This window comes from Mesorhizobium sp. C268A, assembly GCF_040324475.1.
Taxonomy (GTDB): Bacteria; Pseudomonadota; Alphaproteobacteria; order Rhizobiales; family Rhizobiaceae; genus Mesorhizobium.
The window spans coordinates 170,662-186,699 of record NZ_JAMYVX010000001.1 but is presented as its reverse complement, the minus strand read 5'-3'; the positions used below and the strand labels follow the sequence as shown (position 1 = coordinate 186,699).

Sequence of the window (16,038 nt, the reverse complement as noted above, 5' to 3'; positions counted from 1 at the left end):
TTAACTTGAGATACTGGCCAATTCTAACGCTTGAAATTACACACTCAATCTATAACTTTTATTATTTTATCTATAACGCGTCGTTATATACTGAGGCAGTTCGTTGCTCCCCAGGTTGGCGTTGTCTGCCGCCGGGTGGTTATCAGGGAAAGGCGCGCAGGGAATGGAGTTGTTGCAGAGCGACCTCAAGCTCCGTCAACTGAAGGTCTTCCGGGAAGTGTTGCGGGCCGGTTCGACAAGGCGGGCGGCGGCAGCGCTCGGGATAAGCCAGCCGGCCGTCAGTCAACATGTGAAGCAACTCGAGACCACGCTCGGCATCACACTGTTCAAGCGATCAGCCAACCGCATCGTCCCCTTGCAGGAAGCTTGGGAGCTTCTGCGAAACGTAGAACTTGCCCTCACGTCCCTGGATCGGCTGGAAGCGTCGATCTTCGCGATGAAGAACGAGGAAAAGCAGCGGATCGCGATTGCCGCGCCTTCTGTTTTCGGTTTCGTGACCTTGCCCAAGGTCGTGGCGATTATCCGCTCACAGACCGCTTCGAATGTCCGGTCGATTTCTGGAAGCTACGAGCAGATCGGCGAACACATCCTGGCCGGCCGCGCCGATCTTGGAATTTCGAGACTGCCTCTGGATCCAGGCTTGTTTGAATGGGCGCCGCTTGGGTCGGCACGAAACGTATGCATTTTTCATCCCGACCACCGCTTTTCAAAACAGACCTGTATCGAGGCGCAAGACCTGGCAGGCGAAACGATCGTCGATATCGATCCCCAGTTTGCCGCCCACCAGATGAACTTCAATGCCTTGCGCTTCGCCGGCGTTGAGCCGGACATACTGGTGGAATTCGATTGCAACGGTCACGAAGCCGGATACGTTTCGGCTGGCCTGGGCATTTCGATCACAAACGAGATCATCGCACGTGAGTACGCGGCGTTTCAGCTGGGAGTAAGGCCAGTGGAACCGTCCGCGCTCTATCACTACGTAGCGATTTGGCAGAGGGGCAGGACCTTTTCCAACGCCTTGAATGTATCGCTCGAGGCGATAATCACAGCGTTTTCGAAGACGCCGACGAGAGAGCAACAGTTTCTCCAGACGTCGTCCTAGCCGGCCATGGTCTATTTCGGTTGGGACGTGCCGCATAAGCCCAACCGGGAGGCTTTCTGCGAAGTGACGCGAATGGCTAGCCTGAACGGCCAAACCGATAGCGAGCGCTCCGCGAACGGCTGGATCGACGGCCCCTATCCGGCGCAGATGGTGCCGTTGGCCGTTCCCGAAGCGGTGCAGGAATTGGTGGCTTCCAGTCTAGAAGTCCAGTCTCGCCCAATGGGCGGCCCTACGCCGCCTTCAGCGCAGGCAATTGCGGGATTACGCCCACCAGGCAGGGTGCTGGTCTGGACTGGCACTGGCAATCCGAAAAGCGGACAGACCTCCCAGAGCGCCGGCAGCTTGTTGCAGAGCTTGCGCGCTCCACGCCGTCCTTTCATGGCGCGGCGAAGTTTCTGTGTCGCGCTCGCAGGGCAACAACTCGCCGCTCCCTGGATCCTTGGGGAGCGACGAGCGCGGGTTGCTACCGAACCTTCCGCCGTCGTTGAACTATGCTGGATGAGTCCAGCTACTCCAGATCGATTGCCCGCCGGCTCATGCTGGCGGGCTTTTTGCGTCAGCCGGGAACATTCCCGCTCCAAGGCAGTTCGGTCACACCCGGCTCGTTCTTCAGCGGTCCGGCCGGTGACCAAGATGCGTCCATGGTCGGCCCGCGCAGCCTCGGAAGCAGGCGCGGGCCATCCCCATCACAAAGCCCGCTGATCGGACCGACGGGCTTCTTCAGTTTCACCACGCAAAGAAAGGCCCGGTCGTGAACTGACCCCATAAAGTTGGACGGTTCATTGAGTTGGTAGGATTAATGGCTGGTTCCTGTATTGCACAGGGGCCAGCCCTTTCAAGCCCAGATTCCAATTTCCGGAACCATTCAGCGCCATAGGATACACGCTCTGCGGGGTGGCTGATCAAGAGCCGATCTGCGCTCACATCATACTTGACGCATCCTCCCTGGGGGGATACCGGTGGGCATGTCCGAAGGCATCCATAGTTCTCATCCGGCTATCGTGAAGCGCTTAAAGCGCGCACAGGGGCATCTTGCATCCGTGCTTGGCATGTTCGAGGCGCAGCGATCCTGCCTGGACCTGGCGCAGCAACTCCATGCAGTGGAGAGCGCCATCAGCAGCGCAAAGCGAGAACTGATCCACGATCATATCGAACATTGTCTGATCGACACGGAAGCGGGAGGCAACTCGCTGGCAGAGCTCAAGCAACTGGCGAAATACCTATGACCAGTATCGGCGCACGCGTCTTGGATTGGTTCGGCTTCGGGTCACATGATCATGACGCGCATGCTCATGACGATGGCTCGCACGGCCATACGCACGGGGTCATCGACGCAACGATTGCAACCACTGACCGCGGCATCTGGGCCATCAAATGGTCGTTCGTCATCTTGGCCATGACGGCGGCATTGCAGATGGCCGTGGTGTTGGTGTCACGCAGCGTGGCGCTGTTGGCCGATACGATCCACAACATAGGCGACGCCACAACCGCCATTCCGCTCTGGATCGCATTCATGCTGGCACGACGCAAGCCGTCACGGACCTTCAGCTACGGCCTTGGCAGGGTAGAGGATCTGGCCGGTATCATTATCGTGCTGATCATTCTGTTCAGCGCCATCGTCGCCGGGTACCAGGCTATCGAGCGCCTGGTCAGTCCGCAGGCAGTGACTCATCTCGGTTGGCTGACCGCGGCGGGCATTGTCGGCTTCCTCGGGAATGAGGCCGTCGCGGTGTTTCGCATCCGTATCGGCAGGGAAATCAACAGTGCGGCGCTCGTCGCCGACGGCTACCATGCCCGCACCGACGGGCTTACCAGCCTTGCAGTGGTCATCGGCGCCATGGGCGTCTGGCTCGGATTTCCACTGGCCGACCCGATCATCGGGCTTCTCATCACGGTCGCTATATTCGGTATCGTCTGGCAATCGGCGCGCTCAGTGCTCACCCGCATGCTCGACGGCGTCGAGCCGGGCGTGATGGCCGAAATTCAGCATGCCGCTGCGCATGTGCAGGGTGCTCGCGTTGTCGACGCCAAGGCCCGCTGGATTGGCCACAAGTTGCATGCCGACATCGCTATTGCAGCCGACGGAACCTTGCCTCTCTCAGAGGCAAACAAGATCACGGCGGCGCTGGAGAACGAACTGTTCGAACACATGCCGGCGCTCGCAGCTGCCAACATCCGGTTTTCGACCGACCAAGGTGAGCACGAGCATCCGCACTCTCATGATCAGGGCGAACATCACGGCCACCAGCACTGACAACTGCCGGAAACCACTCGCTTTTGCCGGTCTCGGCTGATGTTCCAGGCGCTTGTCGAATTTCAGCGCTCCATATACCTGGCGCTCGCAGATCAGATAAAGCTGCTGTCAGTTGGCGGTGATTGGCTTGCGTTCCTTGCCTTTCTGCCGATGGGCCTCCTGTTCGGTGCGGCACATGCTCTGACGCCCGGCCACAGTAAGGCTGTCTTGGCGACTTACCTTGCAGGTTCGGATGCGAAGGTTTCGCGCGGCCTCCTGGTGTCGATTACGCTGTCCTTCACTCACGTGGCGACAGCGGTGCTGATCGCCGTATTCTCCCTGCCGCTCGTCTCGATTGCATTGGGCAGCGTTGGACGCGCACCACCGCTTGAGGGTGTGAGTCGCGGTCTGCTCGGGCTGATCGGCGTCTGGATGCTTTGGCGTTCGGTGAGCCACGGCCACCATCACAAGCATGAGGGCGAGGCCGTTGGAGTCATGGCCGGTTTGATTCCGTGCCCGCTGACCCTTTTTGTCATGACCTTCGCGATTTCCAGAGGGGTGCCGGGAGCTGGAATTCTGTTCGCAATCACCATGATGGTGGGCGTGGCCCTAACGCTGTCCAGCGTGGCGGTACTGTCGATCTTGTTTCGGGAGCGCCTGGTGCATTTTTTCGACAGCAGGCCACGGCTGTTCGATACCATATCGCGAGCAATCGAAGGCGCAGCGGGCCTTGCCCTCGCCAGCGTAGCGGTCTGGCAACTTACAGCCGGATAGAGCCACAGCTGTCCACAGACCCTCTCCTTTCTTAGGAAAAGGCGATGAGAAGCTGCGGCACGCAAGGCTGCTGGATTTCCGGGAGGATGATGCAAATGGCCATGCCTAAGAAAGATCAGGAACGCGCCACCTACGCTTCGATGTACGGCGCCCAAGCGCGCAAGGATGGCAAGGAGCGTGAGGTGCCAGCTGGCTGGCAGGAACATGCCGATGCGTGGCTGCAGGGCTTTGACGGTGTGGCGATGGCTGGTTTTGGTAAGACCAAGACCGTCAAAGACGAGATGGAAGCCGAGGTCGACGAAGCCGCCGTCGAGCGGCCCGCCGAATAGCCATTTGGCGTATGCCGTATGGTCGTTTTTGATTGAAGAAAGGGCTTCGTTGGGCCTATAGAGATTGCGTTTACCATTGCCTTTTTGGGAGGATGCGATGGTTGCAACGCCCATAGAAATCGCTCAAGCCGCTACTGCGACTACGGCTACCTTGCTGAAGTGGCAGAAGTCCATGGAGGAACGCGCCACGTTTCGCCAGAACATGGATCAATCGCGCAGGGCGATCCAAGCCTCACGCGATCTGCTGAAGCGCCTCGCCAACGTCATCGCGACGACATGGCGGAAAGTTCGGAAAATGCCAACCCGTCTACTGCGCCGATATCGCAACGCGCCGGCAGCTAGCGGGAGGCGACCAGAGCCGATGTGATGGGTAAAGTTTCACTGGCCGTTCCTTGGGTGGGCAGGCAAGTTAAACTTTGTCAACGAGCGGCCTTTTTCGCGCTCGCGGAAGCGCCACGTGGCTTTCGACCAGGCGCACGTGCTCGGCCTCGACAGTCACCAATGGCCGGAGGCTGACGGTTACCTTGTCCCCGTCGATGCGTGTGACAGGGCCGATCAATTTCATATGCTGGCCAATCACAGCCTTCGAAGTCGAATCGACAACAGAATGCGGGAAGTCGTAGGAGGGGATCGTCACGCTTATGCGATCGGGCGTCACGCGGCCGCGCACAATCGCCGTGACTGCGACCTCGTCGCCAACTTTGATACTTCCCCGAGCCATGCCCAAGACTTTGGAGCAGCCGGCGCCAGCGTCAAGATGAGGGGGAGCTAATAAAACCCCTCCGCGCCGCGATGCAACATCCAGCGCTAATGCGGATTCCACCTGAAAGATCGATTCCCCAGGTCTTATAATCCGTGATTAGCCTGTTGGAGGTGGAGGGAACTGCGATGGGCGGCACAGTTCAGAACACAAACTCAGACAGTGTGGAGTGGCCGAAGCCTGCTGAGAACGGCTGGTCCGCGTTATAGAGAAGGGCAAGGAAGACAGCCGATCGAGCTCGAATCTTATGCCATGGCCTCTGAGGAAGGCCAACGGATCCGTCTAATCTCGAGAAGTTCGGTCGCGAGGCTTTGCCGGTCCTGTCCCATTCCACTGGATGAACTGCGCGTTCTGGCCGGTGATACGAGCCTTTGAGCTACGGCCGAGTATGGTGAGGCCACGGAGACGATCCGGATCGAAGGGCAAGGAACAGCTTGCCTGCCCCCTTCAGCATTTGGACTTAGGTCTGATTGCTCCGCGTAAATGGCCGAAGCGGAAACATTTCTCCTTCTACTTTGTTGCAGTGGCCGTGCCGCTGAGGAGAACATGCACAGCGCCTCTATCAAATGAACTGCGCGACGTACCTTTAGAATTCCAATGCCCCTCCTGTTCACGCCGTATGGTGAGAAGGGGATCCTGGCTGAAAACGATTGCCGGTTTCAAATGCGATAGTTGCAGGTCCAGAGTGCGGATCGGCTACGAAGAGAAGCTGGCCATATTCGAGCGGCACCTTAGAAAGGTGAGCGCCAGCACAAAGTCAACAACCGCCCTTGTTAGCGGCCGCTTTAGAGATCGGGTGCAGTGGGTACACGGGCTTTTCCCCGCTATCCTTTTTTCTCCCGGCCCCGCCACCGTCTATTATCGGCGGCTAGGCCGCTATCACCTTCTGAGCGGGCTAGCGATGGAGTGCCTTGGACGGTGAAAACGATTCCGGCATCCTCAAACGCTTTGCGGATGGCGGCGATGTTGTGGGGCCGCGGTTTCCTGTATCCGTTCTCAAGATCGCTGATCACCATCTCGCTAAGATTGGCCTTGGCGGCAAGTCGCACACGCGGCCAGTTCAGTAGGGCTCGTGCTGCTCTGACTTGATCTGCTGAGAGTACGGTTCGGCTGTCCATAGCCAGTCGAACATTTAGTATCGCTAAACTGTTCCCCTTGACCTTCTGCGATTTCTAACGGTGTGAGGCCGGCCTGTCGCAAGCCGTCATCGATTGTGGCTGCAACCTTTCGGACGGTTGTTACCTCGGCACCAACAAGACGTGCTGCCTGCATTCTTGCTTGGAGATCAGCCAAGCGGGCAACCAGGGCTTGCGTCCTCTCGAGTTCAGGGTTCGTCATGTTCATTGTCCAGCTGAGTGGCAATTTGAATTGTCCGGCTGAGTAGCGTTTGAATGCACACACTCGCCACCCAAGGGTGGCGAGCGTGGGTTCGTTCGAAATCTCAGTCGTAAACTTTCACGATCTTGCGGGTGCCCGGATCTACCAGGACCGTGCGGTTGTCGACCACCACGTAACGGTATTTGACGTTCGGGACCTCGTGGATCTCCACAGTTTCCGGCAGAGCTGTCCCGACGTTCAATTCCACGCCGGGAAGGTTCACCGAAGCCAAGGGCTGCTTCTTGACATACTCACGGATGACCGTGTCCTGTTCCGGCTGGATGATAATGTCGTCAGCGGCGGCGGAGCCGATCCCCGCCAAGAGCAACATGGCTGCGGCGGTGTTCACAAAGTGCATCTTCATATCTTCTCTCCTGCAAGGACCGGCACACGACGACCATCGTCCCGCACTGCCCGGCAACCAACTTTGAACCGGGGTAAACGTTCCCGCCTACGCACCTTTGTCTAATCCGATTGGTCTAAAGTCCGACCGTACAACGCAATGGTCTTACCTTTGGACTAGGCGGAACGGATTAGGGTTCAGCCTGTTGGTTCTCCACAACGGGAGAGAACAAATGGATCAAAGTGTTGGCCAGGCGCGATGGTTGCTCGCACCGATTTTTGCAACAGCCGTTACCTTTCTGGTAATGGCGGTCGTCCTTAGCTGACATGTCTTGGATCGGCGCAGCCAGGTCCCTTCCTGCGCTGATAGGATTCGCGAGTTGCTTGAGCGGCTGGCGAATCCTCTATTTTACCGTGCGCTGGGCCTGCTCCTTCAGCAGGCGGGGCGCTTCGTTCAGCTCATGTAACTTGGGAGGTTTACTATGGATCGGCGATCCTTTTTGACAGCGATATTTGGCGTTGCAGGGGCAGCAGCCTTTGCAAGCGCCGTCCGGCCTATCAACGCATTGGCCGGTGTTCCAGCGGCAAAAAGCGGCATTCTCGAAGAACTCGACGCGCCAGACGCCTTCGACAACGAAGGTACTCACGCGGAAGTGGAGCCGGTCAACCATCGGCGCTACTACGACCAAGATTACGACCAAGATTACGACCCAGATTACTACCACCGGCGCCGCCGCCGCCGGCGCGGCTGGAGAAGAGTCTGCCGTAGTTACTGGCGACACGGGCGCCGTCGGGTCCGGTGCTATCGCCGACGTGGTCCTTCGGTCGTCTTGCGATTTTAGCCAGTTGGCTGCTTCTGCCCATGGCCCGTTCCGGCTGATGTGCTGAGAACGGGCCGGTACGATTCCTTTTTCGTGGCAAACGCAATCCATCTGTCCAAGGGCACTCATCAGCAGGGCCGATGGACCTGACTTACAGCTTGGTGGTGTCGCTGTGGTGCGCCAGGAGCGGTCTGACGATCCCTCTTCTGCAGCCCTTCGGCTGCCGCCAGCCTGGGAAAGCTTTTCGGAACGTTTGGTTCTGGCCGTTAGGCCACGGGGCCAAGCTCAGTCATCAGGACACCCCGCAAGCGATGAGCAGCGGGGCCTGGCAAGGCCCGGCGACCTCCTTTTGACATACGGGGAGAAACCAAGAAGGGCGCCGAGCCTAACCGGCGCTGCTTTCAGGGAGACGACGTCGGACGAGATGAGAGTAGGCGATAATGCTAATCTCTGCGAACCATGCGAATGAAGGAAAGCCGTGTGCGATTCTTCGCTATCCAGCCACGAACCTCTGCCTTTCGGACATGGCGGTCCGTCGCTCGATCGAAGATGAAGAACGCCTGATGTAGCTGCTCGACTTCGTAGAGCCCGACCCGGATCTCGAACCCTGTCTGGCCGGTGGCATCGAAGTCAACGGGACCGATGACAGGGAAGGCGACGACGATGGCGAAGCGGACGACGAGCGCGAAGCCATCGATGCCGAGTATGGCTTCATAGAGGGAGGGCAAGGCCTATAATTGTCCGGTCGAGAATGAATAGCCCGCTGCCTCACGGTGGCTGGCTTCAGTTTTTGTGTGGCACGATGTAGCGACTGCTCACCGCACCCGCCCCTGTGCCCCGCGTGACGACAATCGTGCTATACCCGGCTGGAACGGAACCTGTAGCGGAGGGATCAATCGAACTGCATCGCCCCACGATCTCCCCGTTGGGAGCGCCCTCGAGCCTCACGGCTAACGCCAACTCGCATGTCTCAAGGGATCCGAACATGGACGGTGATGTATCGAGTGGCTTGCAGACTCCCTGGGCGGGACTGCAAGAAAGCAAAATCATCACAGCTGCAGTTGCCGGATCCATTCGTGAAGCTCCGTTGTTCGACGAGCCTCAACGCGGAATAGCGAGCTTTGTTTCGCAGGTGCTAAAATATGAGTTTTCTGGTCTGGCTCACGGTGGCGGACTTTTCATTGTCACAGCTTTCGAGTTCAGCAGCGTTGTGGAAGCAGTCCGCTGCGCGCGTCAAAACGCTATTGCTACGCACAGTGCCGGGGTGCCCGGTATCGTCGCATTGAGTTCCGGATTGGCATTCACCTGGGTGACGTCGTGCAGGAGCACGATGGCGACCTGATGGGTAGTGGCGTCAACATCGCCGAGGGTATCCGGGTTGCCCGGGCGTAGCGGCTTTGAAGCCGCCGATTATAAGTATTCTCGCCCTGTGGCCGCCGATTCTGCGAATTAAGGATTGGACGAATAGGCATGGGGGAAAAAGGCCGTTATTCTAAGTTCTCATTCACCCTCGATGCAGGAATAACGAGATCACGGAGTAGGAAAATCGCATGCTGTGCGGCGGAGGTGCTGACACGGGCGAAATTCACACCCGCTCAACGACAAGCGCCCATCCGCTGTCCCGATGGACGGTGGATAGAGTTTTGGTGCCATGAGCCAAACCCACACATTACAACCGTCATCTATCCGCTTCCCGGTACAGCCGCGGCTCGTGCCGGCGGTCAAGGCGGCGCGTTATCTCCACCTGACGCTGCGGGAATTCATGGAATTGCTGCCCGCGTTGCAGGATCAAGGCTTTCCCAAGGCCTGCCCAATCACCGGCAACTACGACATGGTTGCGATCGACTCCTGGCTCGATCGACGCTCGGGTCTTGCAGGATCGGGATCCGGCGGGCAGTCTAGCATTGACATTGCAAGAGCGAGGCTGGCGACGCTTGGGTAAGATCAAGTTGAAGCACTACGTCATCCGTAAGGGCAGGTACGGCTACTGGCTGCCGACGCCGAAGATGGTCGAAGCTGGCTTCAGATGCATTTCCTGTGGAATCGACGGGCCTGAGGCTTGGACGATAGCCAGGGAGTGGGAAGACCGCTGGCAGGAACTCCGCAAGGGCAAGGAGCCGTCGCGCCTGCATGTATGGCCAAAGGATTCCATCGGAGACGCCTTTGCACGCTATCGCCGCATGGATGCATGGAAGCGCAAGCCACCGCGCACCCGCGAGGATTGGGAACGCGGCTGGACCTTCATCGAGCCGTACTTCGCCGACCTGCCGCCAGCCGACATCACCCTCGAGCTGCTCGACGACTGGTATGGCCGTCTGCTCCGGGTCAAAGGTGTCGACATCGCCTACCGTGCCGTAAAGACGTGGCGTTCGCTCTATAATGTCATGGCCGGCATGAAGCTATGCCCGCCCGGCTCCGACCCATCGCAGGCGATCCGCCGCCAGACGCCACCACCGCGCCACCAGACCTGGACGGCAGGCGAGGCGGTGCGCATGGTCAAGGGCGCCTGGCGCGCCGGCTACCGCGGACTGGCCTGCGTCATCGCCGTTGCGTGGGACACGAGCTTCTCACCCGTCGACGTGCGCACGCTCACACCGGCGCAGGCAATGCAGACAGCACAGGAATGGGGTTTTCTGATTGCACGCAGCAAGAGTGGCGAGGCGGCTTTCGGCACGCTGTCGTCACGCACGCAGCGCCTGGTGCTGGCCTATGTCGAATCACTAGGCGTCACCCTGCTTGACGATGCGCCGATCTTTCGCTCGCGCGGTTTCGCGCCGGGCCCGAAGGGCGGCCGGCCGCGCGCCGGCGTGCCTTACACCAAGGATTCTCTGGTCGACGACTTTGCCGATCTGCGCACGCTGGTGTTCGGGACATCGGAGAAGCGGCGGCTGATGGACATGCGGCGTTCCGGCGCGGTCGAGGCAAATGCCGGAGGCGCGTCGGTCGAGGCAATCTCGGCCAAGATGGGCAATTCGATCGACGGGAACAAGGCGCTGCAGAAGACCTATATGCCGGTCAATCTGGCCGCCGTCCGCTCAGCTGACGCCAGCCGCCGCAAGGGCAGAAAGCTGCTTGGCCTGGAACGGAACGAATACAGAAAGTTGAAACTCTCCGCAGAATGAGAGTTGAAACTTTTCAAGGGGCGGTAGCTAACCCCTTGAAATTAATGGCGCGAGTGACGGGGCTCGAACCCGCGACCTCCGGCGTGACAGGCCGGCACTCTAACCAACTGAGCTACACCCGCGCATTGGACGAGCACGTGTCAGCCGTGTTCGTCGTTGGGGCGGTGGATAAGGGGTTCGCCACCGGGTGTCAAGCGCAGCTGGACAGCATAAACGCAAACAGGAGAAGGTTTTTTGACGGGCGGCACTTTGCCCGCGAAAACCACTGTGCGGCTAAGCTCGCAGCTGTTCATTTGGCCTTGCGAAGCCGGTTGCGACCGCTTAAAGGTCCGGCCGGAGCGGGCGATTAGCTCAGTTGGTAGAGCGCTTCGTTTACACCGAAGATGTCGGCGGTTCGAGCCCGTCATCGCCCACCACTCAATTTCTTGATAAATCGGTGCTTGCCCGGAGTTACGGTCTCATATCCGGTTGTATGCGTTGTCGGCATTCTGCTTCCTGGCCTTGTCGCGTTCGAAAGGGGTGACGCAGACCAAGTCGCTCTCGAACGCTTCACGCCAGACGTAGCCGTCGCGGCAGGTGCTGTCGCCGTAAGGTCCGCCGGTCGGCGAACGATTGTTGCGGGCATTGGCATTCTGCGCCTGCACCTCGCCGTAGTCGGCAGGACTCACGCACACGCTGTCGCCGAAGATCGCCGATCGCCAGACGAATCCTTCCTTGCACCCTTTGGCCTCGATCGCTGCGGGCTCGATAGGCGACGGCAAAGGGGAGGGCCTCGGCCACAACGCCACCGTTGTCCCGCCGATGCCGAGCGCGATCATTGCGACCAGCCCGTGCAGCAGCCAGAGCCTCGGCCGCCGCGCCGCTGGCTTCGCTATCGCCGACGCAATCGCCGCCATATCGTCGTTGAAGCGCTCGTGGCGGACCTCCATGGCTTGACGCTTGGCTCCTGCAGATCGGGTGGCAAGGCGCTTTTCTTTGGCATGCTGGCGCCGTTGACGAGCACGGGGATGACGCGCACCCCAGCCTGGAGTGCCGTACGGATCTCCTTGCGCACGAAATCGTCGGGGGACTCCAGCCGAACCTGGCCCTGCTCATCGGTAAGCGCGGCCCACTGCGGCCCCACGATCGCCAGCATGATTTTGCAGCTGGCCAAACTGCGGGCAAGCGCCACCTCAAAGTCATCGCCGGGGTTGAGCTTGTCGACCATGAAGATGGATGCATCAGGAAGCGCGCGGTTCAGATTATCGTAGACGCGGCCCGCCACGCCGGAATCGGTCTGCCGTCGGTAGTTGATGAATACGTCGCCAAGCAAGGCCTGCCTCTCCCACATCAACGCGAAGGCCCCAAAATAGCATGAGCGGTGACCTCGCAGCTAGTCTGGCGATAGACTGGCCATTACTGCGGGTGCAGTCCGTTTCATGTCTCGCCAGAGGACACATGCACCGGCCCTTCGCGTCGCACGGTGGACTAAGTACAAGAGGCCATTACGGCGCGTCGCCAAAGCGGAATATACACAAATGTCTTCCGTCTGGATGGCAGCTGCAGAGCAAGTTCGACCCACGCCCGCGACGATCGGCTCCGCCACTTCTTCCTGTTTCGGCTCGCAGATGCGGGCAAGCGTGTACTTGTCGACGTTGTTCGCATACGGCTTCGATATCGGCGTAGGTGCCGTGTCACCGTGCCGCGATAAGGGTTCACAGCGGTCGAGTTGACGATAGCGTTCTCAGCGAAGATGTCGGCGGTTCGAGCCCGTCATCGCCACCATATCCGGCCCGCATATCCCGAATGCCGGGCGCGGCCGCAATGAGCCGCACCCGCCGTTCTTTCCCGGCGCGCTAGCCTATCGTTTGACGTAGCAGTTCTTCTTCACGCGGCGGATGGGATCCTCGCCAAAGGCGTCGACGCTGCATGTGACGCCGTTCCTGAATACGCCCTGGACGTACTGGCCACGCGCCCCGTATCTCACCACTTTGCGGCCACGGAACTCGCAGAACCGCCCCTCCGAGGCGCAGGCCACCCATCTGCCGCGGCCCTGGCCGTAATCATTATCGCCGTAATTGTCATCATTGCCGTAATTGTCGTCGTCGTTGTCACCATAATCATTACCGCTATCGCGCCTCGCAATATAGCAGGCCTTGTCGCGGCCGGGCGCCGGGTCGCCGAAGACGCGATTCGAGCAAGGCACGGAACGACGATCGAAGAAGCGGGAGGTGGTCTGGCCGCGCGCGCCGTAGACCACTTCCGAGGGGTAGGGCAGGCGGCACGTGCCGCCTTCATCGGCGCATTTCTGCATGCGCTGGGCCGACGCGGTGGCGGGGAAAAGGATAGAAACTGACGAGGCCAGGCCGACCAGGCAAATGAATGTAAACGTCATCCGGATCAAAGCAGTGAAGGTTTTTGACATGATTTTGTCTCCCGTTCGATTCGACCAGCATGGTACAGCTGCCTTGTTAAATGCACGATGAATGAAAGCCCTCGCGGAGGCAGCACAATGATCGACTATCCACGGCGGTTGATGTTACAGCTGCTATTGGCATTGGCAATCTCTGGTATTGGGCGCTTCGCCTATGCGGGGAATGTGGGCGACGGCGTCGACCAGCCCGCCGCCAAGGCAGCCTTGCTCAAGGCCTATCCCGGCCTTTTCACCATTTCGGGCAATGTCCTGACCTGGACCGACGGCACCACCATGGTGTGGAACGACGGCAAGGCGCGCGACGCCGACGCGCTGCTTGAGAGCCCCGACATCGAAGACATGTTTCGCTACGCCTATCCCGGAGCAGCGGAGGGCGCGCTGGTCCCGGCCGAGGATTTCGATCCCGGCCGTATTCGCAACGAACCTTTCTTCGAAAAGCTTTACGGGGCAAGTGCCGCCGAGGTGGGCAAGCACATCGCCGACCTCAAATGGTTGCCGAAGCTCGGCAAGAAGACCGTGCAGGTTACCAAGGTGTTTGGCATCAACGACCGGCTGGGCAAGGTCTCCGCTGCGCTTGAGGCGATGCCCGCGGAGCTGAGCCGTTACGGGCTCAAGCCCGGCGGCGGCTTTGTCTGGCGGCCCATCGCCGGCACGGACCGGTTGAGCGTCCACTCGTTCGGGGCGGCCTTCGATATCAATGTCGGCTTCTCCGACTACTGGTACAACAACAGGAACAAAACCAACCCGAAGGCCCCCATTCCCTTCAAGAACCGGATCCCGCTGGAAATCGTGGAACTGTTCGAGAAAAATGGCTTCATCTGGGGCGGGCGCTGGTATCACTACGACACCATGCATTTCGAGTACCGGCCTGAATTGCTGCTTTACAAGAAATCCGGCTGATCACGGCGGCAGCAGCCGGAAATCCTTGCCTTCGGGGAGCAACTGGCCGCCGTCGACGACGATGGTGGTGCCGGTGATGTAGCTGGCATCGTCGGAGGCGAGGAACAGGAAGGCGTTGGCGACGTCGCGCGGACTGCCGAGGCGTCCGAGCGGGATCGAATCCTCCATGTTCTTGATGTAGGCGGCGCCGCGATGCAGCTCGATCGCTTCGGTCAGGATGTTGCCGGGCTCGACGCCGTTGACGGTGATGCCGTAGCCCGAAAATTCCAGCGCCGCCGAGCGGATGAAGCCGTTGATGCCGGCCTTGCTGGCGGCGTAGTGGCCGTGGCCGGGGCTGGTGACGTGCGGACCGGTGATCGACGAGGTGTAGAGCATGCGCCCGTAACCTTGCACCTTCATCGGCGCCAGCGCCGCCAGCGTGGCGTTGAAGGTGCCGCGCAGATTGACCGCCATCACCCGGTCCCAGTCGTCCGGGCTGGTGTTCTCGATCAGCTGCCAGGGATAGATACCGGCATTCTGCACGATGATGTCGAGACGAGTGTGGCGGCTCAATGCCAGGGCTACCGCGGCCTCAGCATCGGCCATTTGCGAGATGTCGGTGCGGACGAAGGCAGCGCCGAGCTCGTCCGCGGCCGCTTGACCGGCGTCGGCCTCGCTGTCGGCCAGGACCAGTCTTGCGCCTTCTTCGGCAAAGCGCTGCGCGATGCCCTTGCCGATGCCGCGCGCGCTGCCGACGATCAGCGCGACCTTGCTTTCGAGCCGTCCTGTCATGCCAGCCGTCTCCTATGCCAGTCTTTGGCGAATGGTTTGCTTGAAGGCGTCGAGCAGCACGGCGGCGAGCACCAAAAGGCCGTGGATGACCTGGGTGAAGTTGGCCGGCAGGCCCATCAGATTGATCGCCGTGTTGATGGAGGAGAGCAGCAGCACGCCGGCATAGACGCCGGGCAAGGTGCCGACACCGCCTTTCAGGCTGACGCCGCCGATGACGACGGCGGCAAAGGCGTTGAACAACAGCCCGGTGCCGAGATTGGCGGTGGCGCCCGAGGTGCGGATGGCGAGCAGCCAGCCGGCGAGGCCGGCAATGGCGCCGGCCAGCACGAAGGCGATGATCAAATTGCGGTTGACGCGGATGCCGGCGCGGAAGGTCGCGGTCTCGTTGCCGCCGATCATCACGAGGTGGCGGCCGAACGGCGTCTTGGCCATGATCAGCGAGAACAGGACGAAACAGGCGACGGCGATCCAGGCGGTCAGCGGCAGGCCGGCCAGCCGCTGGATGCCGAACCAGCGGATGGCCGGCGCCAGATCCTGTGCCGAGCGGCCGCCGGAAATCACCAGCACCAGGCCGCGCACCCAGATGTAGGACGCCAGCGTGATGATGAAGGCGCTCATCTTCACCTTGACCACGAGATAGCCGTTGAAGGCGCCGATGAGGCCGCCGACGGCGAGCGCAACCAGCAGCGAAACCGGAACCATCAGCCACTGCGGATTGAGCTGTATGCCCATGCCGATACCCGACGAGCAGAACAGGATGCCGACCGCCATGGCGCTGAGTGCGGCCACCGATTCCACCGACAGGTCCATATGGCCGGCAATGATGACCAGCGACAGGCCGATCGACATCACGCCGAGAACGCTCGAGGCCTCGATGATGTTGGCGAAGATGCCGAGCTGGAAGTAGTTGGGGACGAAGACGGAAAAGACAACCAGCACAAAGATCAGCATGAACCAGACGAGGTTGTCGAGGACGAACTCCAGGGCTTTGCGGCTGCGCGGGTTCATGGGCTGATCCGGTTGGCGCCCCCGAGAAAATCAGGCCGAGAAATCAACTCGATTTCGTCGTGTTCAGGCGCGGGTTTAGGTTCGCC

The 16,038-nt window shown here is 60.1% G+C and carries 17 protein-coding genes, 2 tRNA genes and 1 pseudogene; 10 read left to right on the top strand and 10 right to left on the bottom strand.

The features are described from left to right. The first annotated feature begins 163 nt into the window (after positions 1-163). From NKL06_RS00950 to NKL06_RS00930, 5 genes are all read left to right on the top strand, one after another. On the top strand, positions 164-1,102 hold the full coding sequence (locus NKL06_RS00950) for a LysR family transcriptional regulator (RefSeq protein WP_023694079.1): 939 nt from the start codon (positions 164-166) through the stop codon (positions 1,100-1,102). Between the two features lie 965 nt (positions 1,103-2,067). Beyond that, entirely contained in the window at positions 2,068-2,328 is a 261-nt protein-coding gene (locus NKL06_RS00945) for a metal-sensing transcriptional repressor (RefSeq protein ID WP_023684828.1), read from the top strand. After that, positions 2,325-3,356: a cation diffusion facilitator family transporter gene (locus tag NKL06_RS00940; RefSeq protein ID WP_023694080.1), complete on the top strand. Its 1,032-nt coding sequence runs from the start codon at positions 2,325-2,327 to the stop codon at positions 3,354-3,356. The genes NKL06_RS00945 and NKL06_RS00940 overlap by 4 nt, the downstream gene beginning before the upstream one ends. A 39-nt stretch (positions 3,357-3,395) precedes the next feature. Beyond that, positions 3,396-4,109 carry a HoxN/HupN/NixA family nickel/cobalt transporter gene (locus NKL06_RS00935; RefSeq protein ID WP_023694081.1) on the top strand — a complete coding sequence of 238 codons (714 nt, stop codon included), beginning with the start codon at positions 3,396-3,398 and terminating at the stop codon, positions 4,107-4,109. Between the two features lie 95 nt (positions 4,110-4,204). Continuing rightward, entirely contained in the window at positions 4,205-4,438 is a 234-nt protein-coding gene (locus NKL06_RS00930; RefSeq protein ID WP_023694083.1) for a hypothetical protein, read from the top strand. Between the two features lie 1,584 nt (positions 4,439-6,022). On the opposite strand, the gene NKL06_RS00925 is transcribed toward NKL06_RS00930, so the two are convergent. From NKL06_RS00925 to NKL06_RS00910, 4 genes are all read right to left on the bottom strand, one after another. Then, the gene (locus NKL06_RS00925) at positions 6,023-6,316 is read right to left on the bottom strand and encodes a helix-turn-helix domain-containing protein (RefSeq protein ID WP_081725558.1); all 294 of its coding nucleotides are present in this window, start codon (positions 6,314-6,316) and stop codon (positions 6,023-6,025) included. A gap of 323 nt (positions 6,317-6,639) precedes the next feature. Further along, complete coding sequence (locus tag NKL06_RS00920) at positions 6,640-6,939, bottom strand: DUF1236 domain-containing protein (RefSeq protein WP_023669226.1); 300 nt, start codon at positions 6,937-6,939, stop codon at positions 6,640-6,642. A 382-nt stretch (positions 6,940-7,321) separates the two neighbouring features. Beyond that, on the bottom strand, positions 7,322-7,588 hold the full coding sequence (locus tag NKL06_RS00915) for a hypothetical protein (protein WP_155921665.1): 267 nt from the start codon (positions 7,586-7,588) through the stop codon (positions 7,322-7,324). Between the two features lie 593 nt (positions 7,589-8,181). Beyond that, entirely contained in the window at positions 8,182-8,466 is a 285-nt protein-coding gene (locus NKL06_RS00910; protein ID WP_023694089.1) for a hypothetical protein, read from the bottom strand. A gap of 467 nt (positions 8,467-8,933) precedes the next feature. Here NKL06_RS00910 and NKL06_RS00905 point away from each other — a divergent pair. The 3 genes and pseudogenes from NKL06_RS00905 to NKL06_RS00895 form a co-directional block, all read left to right on the top strand. Further along, positions 8,934-9,127: pseudogene (locus NKL06_RS00905) on the top strand (adenylate/guanylate cyclase domain-containing protein); the annotation flags it as partial. 262 nt (positions 9,128-9,389) lie between these two features. Then, positions 9,390-9,680, top strand: a complete 291-nt coding sequence (locus tag NKL06_RS00900) for a hypothetical protein (protein WP_023690232.1) — start codon at positions 9,390-9,392, stop codon at positions 9,678-9,680. After that, the gene (locus NKL06_RS00895) at positions 9,673-10,860 is read left to right on the top strand and encodes a site-specific integrase (RefSeq protein WP_050587145.1); all 1,188 of its coding nucleotides are present in this window, start codon (positions 9,673-9,675) and stop codon (positions 10,858-10,860) included. Before NKL06_RS00900 ends, NKL06_RS00895 begins: the two co-directional genes overlap by 8 nt. Positions 10,861-10,905: 45 nt before the next feature. Here the strand turns inward: NKL06_RS00895 and NKL06_RS00890 are convergent. After that, a tRNA-Asp gene (locus tag NKL06_RS00890) sits at positions 10,906-10,982 on the bottom strand. Between the two features lie 218 nt (positions 10,983-11,200). Here NKL06_RS00890 and NKL06_RS00885 point away from each other — a divergent pair. Further along, a tRNA-Val gene (locus tag NKL06_RS00885) sits at positions 11,201-11,276 on the top strand. 42 nt (positions 11,277-11,318) lie between these two features. On the opposite strand, the gene NKL06_RS00880 is transcribed toward NKL06_RS00885, so the two are convergent. The 3 genes from NKL06_RS00880 to NKL06_RS00870 all read right to left on the bottom strand — a co-directional run bounded on the left by NKL06_RS00880 (position 11,319) and on the right by NKL06_RS00870 (position 13,264). Further along, complete coding sequence (locus tag NKL06_RS00880) at positions 11,319-11,789, bottom strand: hypothetical protein (protein WP_023694092.1); 471 nt, start codon at positions 11,787-11,789, stop codon at positions 11,319-11,321. Then, positions 11,732-12,172 carry a toll/interleukin-1 receptor domain-containing protein gene (locus NKL06_RS00875; protein ID WP_023807955.1) on the bottom strand — a complete coding sequence of 147 codons (441 nt, stop codon included), beginning with the start codon at positions 12,170-12,172 and terminating at the stop codon, positions 11,732-11,734. The genes NKL06_RS00880 and NKL06_RS00875 overlap by 58 nt, the downstream gene beginning before the upstream one ends. Positions 12,173-12,700: 528 nt before the next feature. After that, entirely contained in the window at positions 12,701-13,264 is a 564-nt protein-coding gene (locus NKL06_RS00870; protein ID WP_031203220.1) for a hypothetical protein, read from the bottom strand. An 87-nt stretch (positions 13,265-13,351) separates the two neighbouring features. On the opposite strand from NKL06_RS00870, the gene NKL06_RS00865 reads away from it, so the two are divergent. Beyond that, positions 13,352-14,173, top strand: coding sequence for a M15 family metallopeptidase (locus NKL06_RS00865; RefSeq protein ID WP_023807954.1), 822 nt, complete (start codon positions 13,352-13,354; stop codon positions 14,171-14,173). Here NKL06_RS00865 and NKL06_RS00860 read toward each other — a convergent pair whose 3' ends face one another. Together NKL06_RS00860 and NKL06_RS00855 are read right to left on the bottom strand one after the other, a co-directional pair. Beyond that, positions 14,174-14,944, bottom strand: coding sequence for an SDR family oxidoreductase (locus tag NKL06_RS00860; protein ID WP_023694095.1), 771 nt, complete (start codon positions 14,942-14,944; stop codon positions 14,174-14,176). A 12-nt stretch (positions 14,945-14,956) separates the two neighbouring features. Beyond that, on the bottom strand, positions 14,957-15,952 hold the full coding sequence (locus tag NKL06_RS00855; protein WP_023694096.1) for an ABC transporter permease: 996 nt from the start codon (positions 15,950-15,952) through the stop codon (positions 14,957-14,959). Between the last annotated feature and the right edge of the window lie 86 nt (positions 15,953-16,038).